The 16,244-nt window shown below is 58.0% G+C and carries 17 protein-coding genes; 5 read left to right on the top strand and 12 right to left on the bottom strand.

Going from position 1 to position 16,244, the window contains the following annotated elements:
• The first annotated feature begins 227 nt into the window (after nucleotides 1–227).
• Entirely contained in the window at nucleotides 228–1,553 is a 1,326-nt protein-coding gene (locus GIW69_RS20305) for a sigma-54-dependent transcriptional regulator (protein ID WP_236484568.1), read from the top strand.
• A gap of 125 nt (nucleotides 1,554–1,678) precedes the next feature.
• Here the strand turns inward: GIW69_RS20305 and fapF are convergent, their stop codons facing one another.
• The 9 genes from fapF to GIW69_RS20260 form a co-directional block, all read right to left on the bottom strand.
• A complete protein-coding gene (fapF, locus tag GIW69_RS20300; protein WP_236484567.1) occupies nucleotides 1,679–2,986 on the bottom strand; it encodes a fibril amyloid transporter FapF in 1,308 nt (435 codons plus the stop codon).
• Nucleotides 2,987–3,031: 45 nt separating this feature from the next.
• On the bottom strand, nucleotides 3,032–3,778 hold the full coding sequence (gene fapE, locus GIW69_RS20295) for a fibril amyloid subunit FapE (RefSeq protein ID WP_236484566.1): 747 nt from the start codon (nucleotides 3,776–3,778) through the stop codon (nucleotides 3,032–3,034).
• Between the two features lie 44 nt (nucleotides 3,779–3,822).
• Nucleotides 3,823–4,503 (bottom strand): fibril amyloid maturation endopeptidase FapD, encoded by a 681-nt coding sequence (fapD, locus tag GIW69_RS20290; protein ID WP_236484565.1) that lies wholly within the window; start codon nucleotides 4,501–4,503, stop codon nucleotides 3,823–3,825.
• Nucleotides 4,504–4,566: 63 nt separating this feature from the next.
• Nucleotides 4,567–5,571, bottom strand: a complete 1,005-nt coding sequence (gene fapC / locus GIW69_RS20285) for an amyloid-like fimbrin subunit FapC (RefSeq protein ID WP_236484564.1) — start codon at nucleotides 5,569–5,571, stop codon at nucleotides 4,567–4,569.
• 66 nt (nucleotides 5,572–5,637) lie between these two features.
• Entirely contained in the window at nucleotides 5,638–6,210 is a 573-nt protein-coding gene (gene fapB, locus GIW69_RS20280) for a fibril amyloid subunit FapB (RefSeq protein ID WP_236484563.1), read from the bottom strand.
• Between the two features lies 1 nt (nucleotide 6,211).
• Complete coding sequence (gene fapA / locus GIW69_RS20275; protein ID WP_236484562.1) at nucleotides 6,212–6,664, bottom strand: functional amyloid chaperone FapA; 453 nt, start codon at nucleotides 6,662–6,664, stop codon at nucleotides 6,212–6,214.
• Between the two features lie 356 nt (nucleotides 6,665–7,020).
• Nucleotides 7,021–7,545, bottom strand: coding sequence for an AAA family ATPase (locus GIW69_RS20270; RefSeq protein ID WP_236484561.1), 525 nt, complete (start codon nucleotides 7,543–7,545; stop codon nucleotides 7,021–7,023).
• Nucleotides 7,542–8,105 carry a nicotinamide riboside transporter PnuC gene (gene pnuC, locus GIW69_RS20265; protein WP_236484560.1) on the bottom strand — a complete coding sequence of 188 codons (564 nt, stop codon included), beginning with the start codon at nucleotides 8,103–8,105 and terminating at the stop codon, nucleotides 7,542–7,544. The genes GIW69_RS20270 and pnuC overlap by 4 nt, the downstream gene beginning before the upstream one ends.
• A 200-nt stretch (nucleotides 8,106–8,305) precedes the next feature.
• Nucleotides 8,306–9,940, bottom strand: a complete 1,635-nt coding sequence (locus tag GIW69_RS20260) for a methyl-accepting chemotaxis protein (RefSeq protein ID WP_236484559.1) — start codon at nucleotides 9,938–9,940, stop codon at nucleotides 8,306–8,308.
• 288 nt (nucleotides 9,941–10,228) lie between these two features.
• On the opposite strand from GIW69_RS20260, the gene GIW69_RS20255 reads away from it, so the two are divergent.
• The gene (locus tag GIW69_RS20255; RefSeq protein ID WP_236484558.1) at nucleotides 10,229–11,059 is read left to right on the top strand and encodes an undecaprenyl-diphosphate phosphatase; all 831 of its coding nucleotides are present in this window, start codon (nucleotides 10,229–10,231) and stop codon (nucleotides 11,057–11,059) included.
• Nucleotides 11,056–11,478 (top strand): DUF1294 domain-containing protein, encoded by a 423-nt coding sequence (locus tag GIW69_RS20250; protein WP_236484557.1) that lies wholly within the window; start codon nucleotides 11,056–11,058, stop codon nucleotides 11,476–11,478. Before GIW69_RS20255 ends, GIW69_RS20250 begins: the two co-directional genes overlap by 4 nt.
• A 14-nt stretch (nucleotides 11,479–11,492) precedes the next feature.
• On the opposite strand, the gene GIW69_RS20245 is transcribed toward GIW69_RS20250, so the two are convergent.
• Together GIW69_RS20245 and GIW69_RS20240 are read right to left on the bottom strand one after the other, a co-directional pair.
• On the bottom strand, nucleotides 11,493–11,852 hold the full coding sequence (locus tag GIW69_RS20245) for an MmcQ/YjbR family DNA-binding protein (RefSeq protein WP_236484556.1): 360 nt from the start codon (nucleotides 11,850–11,852) through the stop codon (nucleotides 11,493–11,495).
• A complete protein-coding gene (locus GIW69_RS20240) occupies nucleotides 11,849–12,757 on the bottom strand; it encodes a LysR substrate-binding domain-containing protein (RefSeq protein ID WP_236484555.1) in 909 nt (302 codons plus the stop codon). Before GIW69_RS20240 ends, GIW69_RS20245 begins: the two co-directional genes overlap by 4 nt.
• A gap of 126 nt (nucleotides 12,758–12,883) precedes the next feature.
• On the opposite strand from GIW69_RS20240, the gene GIW69_RS20235 reads away from it, so the two are divergent.
• Both GIW69_RS20235 and GIW69_RS20230 read left to right on the top strand, forming a co-directional pair.
• A complete protein-coding gene (locus tag GIW69_RS20235) occupies nucleotides 12,884–13,495 on the top strand; it encodes an FMN-dependent NADH-azoreductase (RefSeq protein ID WP_236484554.1) in 612 nt (203 codons plus the stop codon).
• Nucleotides 13,496–13,729: 234 nt separating this feature from the next.
• Nucleotides 13,730–14,767 carry an alpha/beta hydrolase gene (locus GIW69_RS20230; RefSeq protein WP_236484553.1) on the top strand — a complete coding sequence of 346 codons (1,038 nt, stop codon included), beginning with the start codon at nucleotides 13,730–13,732 and terminating at the stop codon, nucleotides 14,765–14,767.
• Nucleotides 14,768–14,909: 142 nt separating this feature from the next.
• On the opposite strand, the gene GIW69_RS20225 is transcribed toward GIW69_RS20230, so the two are convergent.
• Nucleotides 14,910–16,097: an MFS transporter gene (locus tag GIW69_RS20225; RefSeq protein WP_236484552.1), complete on the bottom strand. Its 1,188-nt coding sequence runs from the start codon at nucleotides 16,095–16,097 to the stop codon at nucleotides 14,910–14,912.
• Between the last annotated feature and the right edge of the window lie 147 nt (nucleotides 16,098–16,244).

The following is a 16,244-nucleotide window of genomic DNA, read 5'->3' as shown; positions in this document are numbered from 1 at the left end:
CAGCGAAAGAAATTTCAACTTTCTTTCAAGTACGGGAATTTTGAAAGCTTAACGAAAGAACTAAATTCGATAGCTGACTAATAAAGCATCCGCTTATAACCGAATAGGTTGTGGCGCTATAAGCAATCGATACAAGCCACTGTCAAATTCTTGCTAATGTTACAGCCAGGTCTGCCAAATGACTGTTTTGTAAACTATTTCCTTAAATTTGGCGCCAAGGAACAGTCATGAGCGAAGCGCCTGCCTTAAGACGTTTATTAGTGGTTGATCCCTGTGACGACTGTCACCGATTACTGCCGGCATTAAGGTCGGTTGGATGGGATGTCGACAGTTGCTCCCTGGACAGTGCCGCCGACCGCAATTGCGATGTCGGCCTGTTGCGCTTGCAGCCTTTTCATCTGGAACGTCCGGAAGCGGTCAAGGAACTGATCAGCCGCAGCGGCGCCGAATGGATTGCGGTGCTTAACCAGGAAGTGTTGCGGTTGCAGAATGTTGGTGACTTTGTGTGCGAATGGTTCTTCGATTTCCACACCTTGCCGTTCGATGTCTCGCGGGTGCAGGTCACCCTCGGCCGCGCCTTCGGCATGGCGCGACTGCGCGGGCAGGGCACGATTCATGTCAATCAGCCAGAACACGAGTTGCTGGGTGACAGTAAGCCGATTCGCGAGCTGCGAAAATTGCTCAGCAAACTGGCGCCCACCGAATCACCAGTATTGATTCGTGGCGAGAGCGGCACCGGGAAGGAACTGGTGGCGCGCACGCTGCATCGACAGTCCCAACGTCACAGCAAACCCTTTGTCGCCATCAATTGCGGCGCGATCCCGGAGCATTTGATCCAGTCAGAGCTCTTCGGTCACGAAAAAGGCGCGTTCACCGGCGCTCACCAGCGCAAGGTCGGGCGCATCGAGGCAGCCAACGGCGGCACGTTATTCCTCGACGAAATCGGCGATCTGCCCTTGGAGTTGCAGGCCAACCTGTTGCGTTTTCTGCAGGAAAAACACATCGAGCGGGTGGGCGGCAGTCAGCCGATTCCGGTGGATGTCAGGGTGTTGGCAGCGACTCACGTCGACCTGGAGGAAGCCATCGAGAAAAAGAAATTTCGCGAAGACCTCTATTACCGGCTCAATGTCCTGCAAGTGGTCACCGCGCCTTTACGCGAGCGTCACGGCGATCTGTCGATGCTGGCCAACCATTTTTCCCACTTCTATAGCCATGAGACTGGCCGGCGACCGCGCAGCTTCAGTGAAGATGCGCTGATCGCCATGGGTAAACATGATTGGCCGGGTAACGTCCGCGAACTGGCCAATCGCGTACGACGCGGTCTGGTGCTGGCCGAAGGGCGGCAGATTGAGGCGCGCGACCTTGGCTTGATGAGTCAGCATTCGGTGGCAACGCCGATGGGTACCCTTGAAGACTATAAAACCCGCGCCGAACGCCAGGCCTTGTGCGATGTGTTGAATCGGCACAGCGATAACCTGAGCGTTGCTGCCAAAGTGCTCGGCGTTTCCCGGCCGACGTTCTATCGGTTGCTGCACAAGCATCAGATTCGCTGAAGCGAAGATCAAAAGATCGCAGCCTGCGGCAGTTCCTACACGGGGATTCACGTTTCCCTGTAAGAGCTGTCGAAGGCTTCGATCTTTTGATTTCAAACATCTACCCCCGCCGAAACGGGGGAAGGTCAGAAGTAGTACGGGAATTTCAAACTAAAGGAAAAGTCCGGCGCGTCGTCCGTCATGCCGATGGACAGGTTAGGCACGATGGTCAGGTTGTCGCTGGCCGCGATGGTCATGCCGACGTTGAAGTAACCGGCGTTGGCGTCGCTCGATATTACCGATTCCCAATCCCCGCCATCCTGTTTGATCTTGCTGCGACGTTGTACGAGATCGGACACCGAGAACGACATACTCATTTTCTCGTTCAATGCGAACGCGATACCCGCGCCAATCTGGAAGCTGTCGCCAATCTTCACTTTGCCTGGCACCTTCTGGTTGACCGTCGAACTGACATCGTCAAACGATTCCTCGAGGTTATGGGTGTAGGACAGACTGCCGAACAGCACCGCAGGATCGAACGTCTTGACCAGCGAGATTCCCGGCGTGATCGACCAGACGCCATTGCCGGTGGGCAGGGTGTCAGGCACGAACAGATTGGAGTTGGCGTCGGTCTGGCGCAATTTGATACCGAACGGATCCTTGCCGGTCGGTGCCTTGACGCGCAAGGTCACCACGGCGTCCGGGGTGTTCACCGATTCATCAAGGAACTTGTAGGCAATGCCGAAATTGACGTCGCCGATCGTTGGATCCTTGGTGACGGTTTCTTCGGTGGTGACCCCCGCCGCGCCCTCATTGCCGCCGCCCGACTGATAGGTCGACTCGCGGTACACCACCGGCACATTCAAATCGAACTGCCAGCGATTGTCGAAGTTGTAGCGGCCGGTGAGGTCAAGTGTCCAGGTGTCGGCCTTGATCCGATCCAGGTTGATGTTGCCAAGAAAAATCGAGTCGAGTGCAAGGAACCCGTTGAGGATCAGTTGCCGGGTGTCATACCGCGAGTAAGTGACGCCTGTTTCGAAGCTGAACTTGCCGCCACCAAAGAATCCGCTGGCTTCGTCATACAGGTTGGAAACACTCTGTGCCGGTTGTGAGTCATCGGCCAGCGATTGCCCGTAACCGCTTCCGCCAGTGCCGCCGGCGGCACCGCCCGATGCCGCAGCAGCGCCGGTGCCGCCGGCAACTGAATTACCTTTCATGTCTGACGGCGATTTGGCCAGCCGTTTAGGGGGTGGGGCGGCGGGCTGCTCCTCTACCTGGCGAACGCGTTGTTCGAGTACCGCCAGGGCTTTTTGTTGTACTTCGTATCGTTGTTTCAGTTCCAGAAGTTCCTGTTTAAGGGCCTCTACATCCGCGTTGGGTGCTGCTTGCAGCATGGCGGCAGGAAGAAGAGTGCTCAAACACACTGCGGCTCGCAGTGATACTAATCGATACATGAGTAAGCCGTCCCTTTAAGCCCAATGATCGAGACTCAGCGTAGTTCAATATCCGATATTGCGTAGGGCCCTGAGTTGGCTCAGGTTGCAGTCCAGTGCGCCAGCGCTCATGCCGTTATTGTTCAGTACGACATTGAGTTGAGTCATGTTGTTAACCACGTTTGCGCTACCCAGCAGGCGGGTGTTTTGCAGCAGTCCACCCTGGGCGACTTGTTGCAAGGCAGTGCCTTGATTACCGGACGCCTGAATGGCCATTTGTATGCCGCCGTTACTCGCTGATACCGCTACGCTACCAGCCGCATTGCTGCCGCCGATGGTCTGCCCGGCGATTAACGCCTGACCTTGGGAGGGAGTAAGTGCCGGCGCCTGACTGGCTTCTTTTACGTTGATGGCGACGTTGTTGTAGGCCGTGTTGCCATCGCCGGCCGCCCGGACACTTTGCGTCACTCCGTTACTGGCGTTGAGTCCTGCGCCACCAATGACAGTGCCTGTTCCCAATTGAGGGGTGCTGCCATTGCCATGTTCCTTGATCGTTTGTACATAGAATTCGGGTTTGACCGAGGCTGCCTGAAGCTGCATCGAGGTCGCTGCACCGATCAAGTCGCCACTGGCGTTGCGCCAGGTACTGCTCATGACGATGCCGAAGCTGATAATCCGTCCGGGCATGACATAACGACCGCGAAGCTCTGCAAGCTCCTGATCCTTGATTTCGATAGGTTTGAATCCTGCATTGGCATAACCCGACGCGCTCGCTGCCAGACAAGCGGCGGCCAGCCAGTATGAGGTTTTCATCTGATGCTCCCGGAACATCCAGTCCCAATTTTTATGGTCGGCGCTTAAAAGAAGTCGCTCTGTATGAACCCGAAGTCCATCAATTCAGCATCTTTGACAGGGTTGAAGTTATCGAGCTTGTTTTTGGCCGTGAGCGGTGTCGGAGGACTGCGCAATGCATTGGTCTTGTCGTATCCGGGACCGACGATGGCGAAAACTATGCCGTTCCAACCTTTGACAAAGTCATCATGGGTGTAGCGTTTGTGGCCTAAAACCGGGTCTCCTATGTAAACCCAATTCTTGTCTGAACGCTGCAGCACCACGAAATGCTTGTAGCCGCGAATTTCCATCAGTACCACCACCGGAATCGTGACTGCGTCGAGCCTCTCCGGCGGAATCTTGTAACCCCTGGCACGCATGCCGATGCTTTCCACGTAGCGCTTCATGTCGAGCATGGAGAAACCTTGAGTACGAACAAGGTCCTGGTCAGCGTGGACCAGCATGCCTTTGATGATGTGCTCCTCATCGACGTCGAGCCAATAGGCTTGGCGCAGTACCGTCGCCAGCGCGGCGGCGCCGCAACTGAAATCGGTTTTTTGTTCGACGATGTCGGCAAACTTGCGCTCACGCACGCTTTGCACGTCCTTGTAGACCAATGTGCCACCCGGCAGGGCAGCGACTGGAATCTGAGCAGCCTGCGTCAGGCCGGACAGACAAAGCAGAGCGAAAAGGGCTGTCGTACGCATGATCGATACGCCTTTGCGGACTGAGGAAAAGCCCCGTTGCCGGGGCTTTCGTTTCGATCGCGATTACAGGCAGGCCCTGCAGCCTGCGGCGATGGACAGCGAGTTGCTTTGCTGGTTGCCCACGCCCGATGACACGTTTGCTCCACCGTTGCCGGAGAAACCGTTCATCGAGTTGGTCATGGTTGCAGTGTTGGTTACAGGGTTTTTCCAGCCGTCTGGAGTCAGCTGTTGTTGGGTGGTAACGCCCGACAGACCGAATACGCCGACCGCGACGAAATCGGAAGTGCTGCTGCCGTTGCCGCCGCCATGGTTGCCACCACGGTTGTTGCCATAGCCGCCACCCTGGCTGCTTTCGGTGGTTGCCTGACCCGCGGCCACAAACGCGCCGGCTGCGTTGACTGTGCCCACCAGGGTTTCTTTTTTGTTGACCACGGTGGCGTTGTTGGTCACCGTCAGGCCGCTGGAGCTTTGGTTGGCAGACGCTGCTGCCTGAGCCACGCGGCCGCCGGATACCGCGATTGCCAAGTTGTTTTTCTGCTGGTTGAAGTTGCCGGATGTCACGTTCATGCCAATGTTGCCGGAACCGTTGTTGCCTGCATTGTTGAGCGACGCGGCATTGGTATTGGAATAGTTCGCAACAGTGTTGCCACCGTTGACCTGGGTAGCGCTTGAGGCGGCAACTGCGGTGCCGAAAATGAAGCTTTCGTCAGCGGTGGCCAGTGCAGCGGCATTGTCTTGTTGGTTGCCGTCGCCAGCGGCGGCGTTGGCGCCCATGTTGCCGTTGGAGCCATTGAGCGAGCTGTCGATCGCGGCGCCGTTTTGGGTGCCTTGGTTCAGGACGGCGTTGCCACTGCTGCTCTGCGCGTCCATTACAGTGGCGCCAGCGCCCGCCGAGATCTGCAGGATTTGCTCAAGGGTCGGGCCTTGTGGTTCATGGTTGTTGCCATGACCGTTACCGTTGCCATGCCCATTACCACGATCGTCATCACGACCGCCTGCCTGTGCTGCGATTGCCATCACTGCTGCAAGTGCGAAAACCAGTGGTTTGAGAGCCATTGTAGGTTTCATGGTGTTTCTCCGTGCTTATTAGTTGGTTAAGTGTTGGTCTTTTCTAATTGCACTGCGGTGTTTGGGTCAGTCAGCGACCCGGATGCTCAGGGTGTTAGCCATGCGGTTCCCCACCCCGGCACTCTGGTTCACCTGGATTACCCCTCGGCTGCCGGTGAAGGCCTGGTCACTTGTCGTGACTTGGCGACTGCCGGGTGAGGTGCCAGTTGCTCCTGAGCTCGGTAGCAACGCCACGTTCTGTTGCGAAAGGGCGCTGTCGTCAACGCTCTGCGGTGCAGCACTGATGCTGACGCGTGTCACGTTGGCCATCTGGTTATTGGCCCCGGCACCCTGGTTCACGCCGAGGATTCCGTTGCCGTTACTGAAGGAGTTGCCACCGATGTTGGCGCTGGCATTGATCGAGCGGTCGGCCGGCGTGTTGATGTTCTGGATCACGCTGGTGGTGGCACTGGCGTTGGTACCGATGGCAACCGCCTTGACGTTGGTTTGCTGCATCTGATCGCCGGCGGCCTGGTTGACGTTGAAATTGCCGCGATAATCGGCGCCCGAATTCTGGATGTTGGCGTTGTCCACGGCGATTGGGCCGGCCATGGCACTGGAACAACCGATCAGGGCAAGCAGGAGAAGGGAGCGAGTCATGTCATTGGCCTCCGGCCATGCGGGTCAACGGTGCGAGGCCGGAACTCATGGCGCGATTTATCGTGCCGGAAATCGCACCACCGGACCCGCCACCGTGGCCGGCACGCATGCCGGGCATGCCGTTGGGATTGGTGACGGTATTGAGGCCTGGCAGATTGGCGCCGGCCTGTGCGTTGTTGATGGTGCGAAAGGCGCTGCCACTGGCGACGCCGGCAAAATCGCCATCACTGAGCTCGGTGCTGTTCATGACCTGATTGATACGCGCCGCCGGATTGGCGTTGACGGTGGTGGGGTACGGGTCTTTGCCACCATTGCGCCCGATAGGAATCGGTTGAACATCACGATTCAGCACAATCACGCCGTTGCCTTCGGCCTGGACGTTCATGCTGAGAAGGGCACCGGCAGCTGATCCGATCAGCAGGAGGCAGGTCAGGCCTTTATTGATGTTCCCCACGGTGGCAATTCCTTCTTCGGTGGGCTGGCTTCAGGTCAGCGTCGGGAAGGAGAGAGCGAAAGCTGTGCCGTATTTGAAAAATTCAATTATTTCAGTGGGTTATTAAAATTTGGCTTGAGCCAGTATTGGGTGCTGTTTCAACGCTGAAACACGTAGGCGCCCGAGTCCACCCGGATCGCCTCGTGAAGCTCTGGCATAGGCGTTTGCGCCTGGGTGTATCAGCGGTTTAACAATCGGGAGGGCGAAAAGGGGCGGGGGGCTGAGACGGGCACTCTGCGCGCGATGAAGTGTTTCAAAAATGGACATTTGTGACCCAAATAAGGGGAAAGCGCTGGGTCAGACGCCCTGAATCCGGGTCACTGACTGAGTAGACGCTCGACTGCCTGCAATGCCTGATGTCGACGTTGCACCCAATCGCCTTCAATCATTAGAAGGGGTTGGCGATGCTGCTGCAGCCAGTCACGGGTCGCTTGATAGAACGCCAGCCGCTCGCTCAGCTGCGGCTGGCAGCGCTGACCGTCATCCGTCCAGTGAATCTGTTCCGGCGACAGCAGCAAGTGCAAATCGTAATGACGGGCGAGCAGTTCCGTTTCAAGCCAGGATGGGCAATCGCCGAACAGCGTTTGGCTCCACAGGATATTGCTCAGCAGGTGCGTGTCCAGAATCAGTAGCGGCGGCCGCTGTTTGCGCGCAGCGTCTTCCCATTGCAACTGGCAACGGGCGATTTCCGGGATGTCTTCCAGGCGAGTGTCGGGGGCGTTCTGTTCGACGAACAGCCGCACGTATTCATCAACGCGCAGGCCACCGAAACGTTGCTGAATCTCGCCCGCGAGCCAGCTTTTACCGCTGGATTCAGGGCCGGTAAGCACCACCACTTTCATGTTCGTAACGCCGGATCGGCGCGCCACTCGCGCCAGCCTTGCACCGCCAGCAGGGTGAACAGGGCGTAGAGCGCCGCGGTGAGGTAAAGACCCTTATAGAGGAAGAGACCGACGAAGATCACATCGACCACGATCCACAACGCCCAACATTGCAGGCGTTTCTGTGCCATCCACAATTGCGCCACGAGACTGAAACCGGTGAGCGCTGCATCGAGCCAGGGTTGCGCGGCGTCGGTCCAATGGGCCATGGCCATTCCGAGCAAGAGGCTGCCAACGGCGCCGACCGCGAGGCCTAGCAGGATCGAGCGGGTATCAAGACGGCTGACTTCACGTCCGTCATGCATCGTCCCGGCGCGTGTCCATTGCCACCAGCCGTAGAGTTGCAGCGCGGCATAGATCACTTGCAACAACATGTCCGAATACAGCTTCACCTCAAAGAAGATCCAGCTGTAAAGCAACACCATGACCAGCCCGATCGGCCAGCACCACGGATTCTGTTTGACCGTCAGCCAGACGGCAATGACGCCGAGGGCGGCGGCAAACAGTTCGAGCCCGGACATGTGGTTTCCTTGGGAAATTGAAAGAGGGGGCGGATTGTATACAGAAAAACGGAGGGAGCGAGCCTGCTGCCGAAGACGTTTAACCGTTTACCTGTAGTCCCCGACCGCCAGCAACCCCCTTTAGGAGTTGCCGAAGGCTGTGATCTTTTGATTTTCATAATTGGGATCAATTGATCGCAGCCTGCATGAAGCACAGCGGGTCAGACGCGGAACTGGCGAAGCAAGCCATTCAACTGCTCGCTCAATGCTTTCAACCGCACGCTGGCCGCACTCGATTGTTCCGCCGCCAGCGCGGTGCTGTGGGACAAACCGGCCGCCTGGGTGACGTTCTGATTAATATCCTCAACGACATGTGCCTGTTGCAAAGTGGCACTGGCAATTGAGGCGTTCAGGCCATTGAGATTACGTAGCGCCTGACCGATCGCATTCAGGCTCGCACCGGCCAGTCCAGCCTGCTCAATGGTCAGTTGCGACGCCTTGCTGCTGTCACCGATCACCTTGACCGCTGCTTCAGAGTGATTCTGCAAGCGCTCGATCATTGACTGGATCTCTGCCGTCGACTTTTGCGTGCGCTGGGCCAGCAGGCGTACTTCGTCCGCCACCACTGCAAATCCGCGACCTTGCTCGCCCGCACGGGCCGCTTCGATCGCAGCATTGAGTGCCAGCAGATTGGTCTGCTCGGCGATCGAGCGGATCACCTCCAGCACACTGCCGATCTGCGTGCTTTCAGCCGCCAGGGTGCGGATCACTTCCACGGCTTGATCGATGGTGCCGGAGAGCTTGTCGATCTGTTGCAGACTGCCGTCGATGTTGATCTGGCCCTGCTGCGCCTGAGCCTCGGCATCGCGCATTTCATTGGCCGCGTGCTCGGCGTTCTTTGCCACGTCCTGCACGCCATAGGTCACTTCGTTGATTGCTGTGGCGACCAGTTGCATCTGCTGCGATTGCTGCTGGCTGCGTTCCTGCGCCTGCGTGGCATCGTTGCCCAGCTCGCTGGACGACTCGCCCAACGCGCTGGCGGAGGTCTGCAAATCCCCGATGACCCGGCGCAGCTTGGCGGTAAATGCATTGAAGTGATGGGCCAGTTGCGTGACTTCATCCTTGCCGTGGGTATCAAGGCTGCGGGTCAGGTCGCTTTCGCCGCTGGCGATATTGGCCATGGCGCTGACGGTGTCCTGCAGCGGCCGAACGATGCTGCGGGCGATCAGGATCACCAGCAGCGCCATGATCAACGCAATCGCTAGACCAACGATCGACGCCCTGAGCACTTGGCCCTGGAACTCCACTTGCACGTCGTCCACATAAACACCAGAGCCGATTACCCAGCCCCAAGGCTCGAACAGTTTGACGTAAGAAGTCTTGGCCACGGGCTCGCTGGCACCGGGTTTCGGCCAACGGTAATCGACCATGCCGGCGCCTTTGGCTTTGGCAATGGCGACCATTTCGTTGAACACCGCAAAACCGTCCGGATCGCGGATAGCGGAAAGGTTCTGGCCTTCAAGCTTCGGATTGGTCGGGTGCATGACCATCACCGGCGTCAGGTCATTGATCCAGAAATAATCGTTCTGGTCGTAGCGCAGGCCCCGGATCGCCGTCAGCGCCTGTTTTTGCGCGGCATCGCGGGTCAACGTGCCGGCAGCTTCCAGGCCTTGGTAATAGGTGAGCAGGCCGCTGGCGGTTTGCACCACGTGTTGGGTTTTCTGTGCCTTGGCGTGATAAAGGTCGCCGTGGATCTGCTTGAGCATCAGCAGGCCCAAAGTCAGCAACATGACCACCGCCACAATCAAAATGAGCCACAAACGTCGGCTGATCGACACACTGCGCAAGCTGTTCATAACGCTGTCACTCCGCATTTTTATACTTGTAATAATCGATCGCCAGCATTCCCCACGGGCTGTGGTGAAGCGCGATGGCACAAGCCTGACAACGCGAAGCGCTATTTCAGCTTGTCTGTTAGTATTTCGGCCCCGCGCGTGGAAACCTGAATCCAAGTTGTTTTTCACGAAATTTTGATCGTTTCGTGTAGAAGCTGTGCGCGCAAATGGTTGGCTACGCTGATCGCAGTGAACGCTATATAAAAAACTATCGGGGCATGCCTGGAGGCATCGCTTCTTGGGGGATTGATGGATTTTTGGGTCGCCTTGCAGGCATTGATTCTAGGAGTTGTAGAAGGGCTGACGGAGTTTTTGCCCATTTCCAGTACCGGACACCAGATCATTGTTGCGGACTTGCTCGGATTTGGTGGCGAGCGGGCCATGGCGTTCAACATCATCATCCAGCTCGGCGCGATTCTCGCGGTCGTGTGGGAGTTTCGTCGCAAGATTTTCGACGTCGTGGTCGGTCTGCCGACCCAGCCCGGCGCGCGACGTTTCACCGCCAACCTGTTGATCGCGTTTATGCCGGCGGTCGTGCTCGGGGTGATTTTTGCCGATCTGATTCACGAATACTTGTTCAACCCGATCACCGTCGCGACTGCGTTGGTGGTGGGCGGCATCATCATGCTGTGGGCCGAGCGCCGCGAACATGAAGTGCATGCCGAGACGGTGGACGAGATCACCTGGAAAGACGCACTGAAAATCGGTTTCGCGCAGTGCCTGGCGATGATCCCCGGTACGTCCCGTTCCGGCTCGACCATCATAGGCGGTCTGCTGTTCGGCCTTTCACGCAAGACGGCCACGGAGTTCTCATTCTTCCTGGCCATGCCGACCATGGTCGGCGCAGCCGTGTATTCGGGCTACAAGTACCGTGACCTGTTTGTCCCGGCGGACTTTCCGGTGTTCGCGATCGGTTTTGTGACCGCATTCATCTTCGCCATGATCGCCGTGCGCGGCTTGCTCAAATTCATCGCCAACCACAGCTACGCGGCATTCGCTTGGTATCGCATCGTGTTCGGCCTGTTGATTCTCGCCACTTGGCAGTTCGGCTGGGTTGACTGGGCGGCCGCCAAGGCATGAGTGATTCCCGCGCACGCCGCCCCTCCAGTGGCGGCATTCAGAATCTGAAGCTGAAACTGCTGGTGTTGCTGATCGTCTGCGCTCTGCCATTATTCGGCTCGTTGACGATGTGGCTGCGCGGGATCTCACGGGTGCCGTTGACGGCGTATGTTGTTGTCAGCGTGTTGGCGTTTTTCCTGTACTGGCGAGACAAGCACAAGGCCCGCACCAACACCTGGCGCACACCGGAAAACATCCTGCATGGCGTGGAACTGGCGGGAGGCTGGCCTGGTGCGTTGATTGCCCAGCAAATATTCCGGCACAAGACACGCAAGGTGTCGTTCCAGATTTTGTTCTGGATGATCGTTTTGCTGCATCAAGTGTTCTGGATCGACCAGATATTCCTCGGGTCGAACCTCCTCACGCTGCATCCCGTGTAAGCAGGGGGATCGTGTCAGAGCAGTAATCCGATTTGTGTGCGTTTGGGCAACTTGCTCACGACCAGTTGATGGGAGCGTTGCAGCAGTGCCTGCAACTCGGCGGCGACCAAAGGGTAGGGCGGATGCATGATGATCCACTGCGCTCGCGCCAGATAAGGCGCGGGGTGAATGCCCGGGCGGTCGCAATGGCCGAGAAACAGATCCTTGTCGACCTTGAACGCCAGCGAATCCCCGCGCAAACCCTGCAAGGCGAACATCTTGTTGCCGGCAATCGAGAACACACGAACGCCGCCCCATTTGTAATCCTCCCGCGCTCCGGGTAATCCGAGACAAAATGCGGCGACGTCCGCTTCGCTCATCGTCGCTTTTCTCATAGCAGTTTCTCTCCACAAGCGTTGAAGGAATGCACCAGGTGATCGATCCAGGCGCGTACCGCCGGCATTACCCCTCGCCGGTGCGGGTACACCGCTTGCAGCCAGCCGCCGGGCAATGACCATTCGGGCAACAATTGCACCAGCGTGCCGTTGTTCAGTTCCGTTTCGCAAAACATCATCGGCAACTGGGTAAAACCCTGGCCTGCCAGGGTGCAAGCCTTGCGCACGACAAAGTCGTCTATCCCCAGTCGCGCCTCCATGCTTAATTCAAAGCTGTTGTTTTGCCGGTCGAGCAGGCGCATGTACACCTGACGATCGGCTTCCAGTGCACCCAGCACCGGCAGGGTTTTCAAATCCTGCGGATGTTCAATCGTGCGGTGTTTGACGAAGTCCGGGCTGGCCACCAGTACCGTCTGCGCCTGACGCAATCGACGGGTAACGAGTAATGGATCTTCATCGCCCAGCTCGCGAACGCGCAGCGCGACGTCGATACCTTCCGTGACCAGATCGACCCGGCGATTAAGCAGCATGACTTCCAGTTGCACCTGGGGGAATTTCTCAAGGAATTCGCTGATGACGCCGGGCAGGATTTCATGGGCCAGCCCCACCGGACACGACACTCGCAAGCGTCCGCGCGGCTCGCTGGACATGCTTGCGACGGCCTCGTCAGCCATTTTCGCTTCCAGCAACATCGCCTGGCAGTGGCGCAGATAACGCTCACCGACTGCTGTCAGGTTCAATTGTCGCGTGGTGCGCTGCAACAGACGTGCGCCAAGGCGCTCTTCAAGTTCGGCAATGCGCCGCGACAAACGCGACTTGGGGATGCCCAGCAAGCGGCCAGCCGCGGCGAATCCACCGGCTTCAACCACTTTGGCGAAATAGTAAAGATCGTTGAGATCCTGCATTGGAATATCCAGCTGTTCTATCAATGGGACGAACTATCGCATTGTTGGCGGCTAATCAGCTATTGGATTCGCCGGTAGGATTGTCCCCATTGCGCCGCCTCGGCGATCTATTTCAGGAGAACCCACATGAAACTGCTGCACATCGATTCGAGCATTCTGGGCGACAACTCGGCTTCCCGTCAGCTGAGCAGCGAAGTCGTCAAAGCCTGGCAGGCCACAGAGCCGAGCGCCGTCGTGACTTACCGTGACCTGGCCGCCGATGCCATCAGCCATTTCTCCGCCACTACCCTGGTTGCCGCCGGCACCACTGCTGAACTGCGTAACGCCGCACAACAGCACGAAGCCGAGCTGAGCGCCAACACCCTGGCCGAATTCATCGCCGCCGATGCCATCGTCATCGCCGCGCCAATGTACAACTTCACTATCCCGACGCAGCTCAAGGCATGGATCGACCGCATCGCCGTTGCCGGTCAGACCTTCCGTTACACCGAAGCCGGCCCTGAAGGCCTGTGCGGCGGCAAGAAAATCGTCATTGTCTCCACCGCTGGCGGCATCCATGCCGGCCAAGCCTCCGGTGTGGCGCACGAGGAATATTTGAAACTGCTGTTCGGCTTCCTTGGCATCACCGACATCGAGTTTGTCCGCGCTGAAGGCCTGGCTTACGGTGACGAAGTACGCACCAAGGCTATGACCGCCGCTCACGCACAGATCAGCGAGCAACTGTTCACCGCCGCGTAAGACTTGCGTAAAGAGCAGCTCCGGTTCAGGTGCTGCGACAAAAACTCTGTATTCTGGTTTCGCAAGAGCCAGATGCAGAGTTTTTTGTTTCCGTCTGTTTTGTCATCTGGCCCAGGTTATGCAATCCACATGTGAACGTCTGAGTGCAGCGCCGTACCGGGTGATCATCACCAAAGATGCCGGACGTCGCGATGCAACGGATCTGTCGATCCAGTAACACAGGATGGGCATCCCATGATGCGTCTTAGTGCAACGTTACTGATTTGCTTGCTCGGCAGCCTGAATCCGGTGCAAGCAGCGCCTGCGCCGCACCCTCACTGGAGCGCCGGCTTCCATGAAATGAGTTTTCTCGACCCACTGGATCTGCAACCGATGCGCGCCATCGCGTTCTATCCGTCCAGTGGCCGCGAGCGCGTCAGTTCGCTTGACGGCTATAAAGTCGAGGCGGGCGAAGACACACCGGTTGCCATCGGTCGTTTTCCCATGTTGATGATCTCTCATGGCAACACCGGCACGCCGCTGGCCTTGCACGACCTTGCCACATCGTTGGCGCGCAAAGGGTTTGTGGTGGTGGCGGTGATTCATCCTGGCGACAACTCCAAGGATCACAGCCGTCTCGGCACGCTGAGCAATCTGTATGGTCGACCGATCCAGATTTCCGAAGCGATTACCGCGACCCTGGGTGATCGCATGCTCGCGCCGTTCGTCAATGCCGATCAGGTCGGAGTGATCGGCTATTCCGCCGGTGGCGAGACCGCATTGATCCTCTCTGGAGCGACACCGGATCTTGATCGTCTGCGCCGCTATTGCCAAGAACGCCCCGATGACCGCGACGCCTGCAACACCCAAGGTGAATTGATCGTCGATCGCGACGATTTGCAGCCAGTTGCCGACCCTCGCGTGCATGCTTTGCTATTGATGACGCCGCTGAGCCTTAAATTCGGCCGCCATACGCTCGCCGAGGTGCACGTGCCCGTTCTGCTTTACAGCGGCGACGGCGACAAACTGGTGGCTTTCGACAAGAACGCCGCCGCGCTCGCGCGAAAGTTACCGACGGCGCCGGACTTCAAATTGCTGGCGGGGGCAGGGCACTTCGTGTTCATGGCGCCGTGTACGCCGGAGCAGATAGTGGCCATGCCAGCGCTGTGTACCGATGCCGACGGTGTAGATCGCGAGGACATCCACCGCAATCTTGTTTCGGAAGCGGTGCGGTTCTTCTCCCGTGCGCTGGCAAAACCCAATCGCGCCGGGATGCAAACCGCCGATCAGTAACACCGTTGCGTGTAGGAGCTGCCGCAGGCTGCGATCTTTTGATTGCATGGAACGCGGAGCGTCCCGGGCTGCATTCCCACGCAGAGCGTGGGAACGATCAGGCGGCGGAATTCTGCGTGAACGATCAGGCTGCGGGTTGGGGTCAGTAACCGGCCCGGCGTTTTAACAGCAGGGTCAACCCCAACCCTGTCACAGACAACAGCGCCGCGCAGAAGAAAATCCACGAATACCCCAGATTCAACGCTATCGCGCCCATCAACGGCCCGGCAATCGCCAGCGCCAAATCGAAAAAAACCGCATAAGCACTCAACCCGGCGCCACGGCTGGAGTTGGGCACCTGTTTGATCGCCTCGACACCCAGCGCCGGATACACCAGCGACAGTCCAAACCCGGCCAGGCCTGCACCGATCAGGGCAAAAGCGGTGGACGGCGCCAGCCACAACATCACCAGGCCGACCGTTTCGATGGTCATGCAAATGATGGCTGAACTGAACCCGCCGAAACGGCTGATCGCTGAGATAAACAGCAGCCGCGACAGAATGAAACAGATGCCAAACACCGTCAGGCAATACGCCGCCCCCGTCCAGCCGCGACTGACGTAGTACAAAGTAATGAATGTGGTCAGCGTTCCGTAGCCGATGGACGCCAGGCTCAAACTCGCTCCAAACGGCGCAATACGCCCGAACACGGCCCAGAACGGCAGACGCTCGCCGCGCACCACTGGCACCGATGGCTTGTTACGAATCAGCACCAAGGCGCCGGCAGCGAGCACCGACAACGCGATGCCGAGGCTGGCAAACCCATATTGCGCGACCATCACCACACCCAGTGGCGCACCCATCGCAATGGCGCCATAGGACGCGATACCGTTCCATGAAATCGACCGCGCCGTGTGTTCGGCGCCGACCTGGCCCATGCACCAACTGATGGTGCCCACGCCAATCAGGCCTTGGGCGACGCCCAGCAACAGGCGGCCGGCAATCAGGATCAACAGGCTCGTGAGCGGAAAACTCTGCAGCAAAGTGGAAATCAGCGTCAGCACGCCACTGAGCAAAATCCCCGACAAGCCATACACAATCGCCCGTTTGGTGCCGACGGTGTCCGACATCCGCCCGGCCATAGGCCGACTCAACAGCGTGGCCAAATATTGCGAGCCGATGGTCAGCCCCGCAACGATGGCGCTGAAACCCAATTGTTCATGCACATAACCCGGCAACACCGCGATCGGCAATCCAATGCAGAGAAAAGCAATAAAGGTATAGAAAACGATGGAAACGATCTGCAGGGTGATCGCCATGGAGCTTTGCGAAGGTGATTGCTGCGCAGACATGAGAGCTCGTTCGCGGGCGGCGGTGGGAGACCTGCATCATGGCGCGGGTGTGAGATAAATGAAAGCTGGCTATCTATTTTTGACCTCAAAAAAAGCCCCATCACAAAGGACAGGGCTCTTCACTCACAGCTTCCAGCTCACAGCTAA

The sequence above is a fragment of the Pseudomonas syringae genome (genome assembly GCF_021605415.1).
Classification (GTDB): Bacteria; Pseudomonadota; Gammaproteobacteria; order Pseudomonadales; family Pseudomonadaceae; genus Aquipseudomonas; species Aquipseudomonas syringae_S.
The sequence above is the reverse complement of the archived record's forward strand: the minus strand, read 5'-3'. Positions and strand labels throughout refer to the sequence as shown.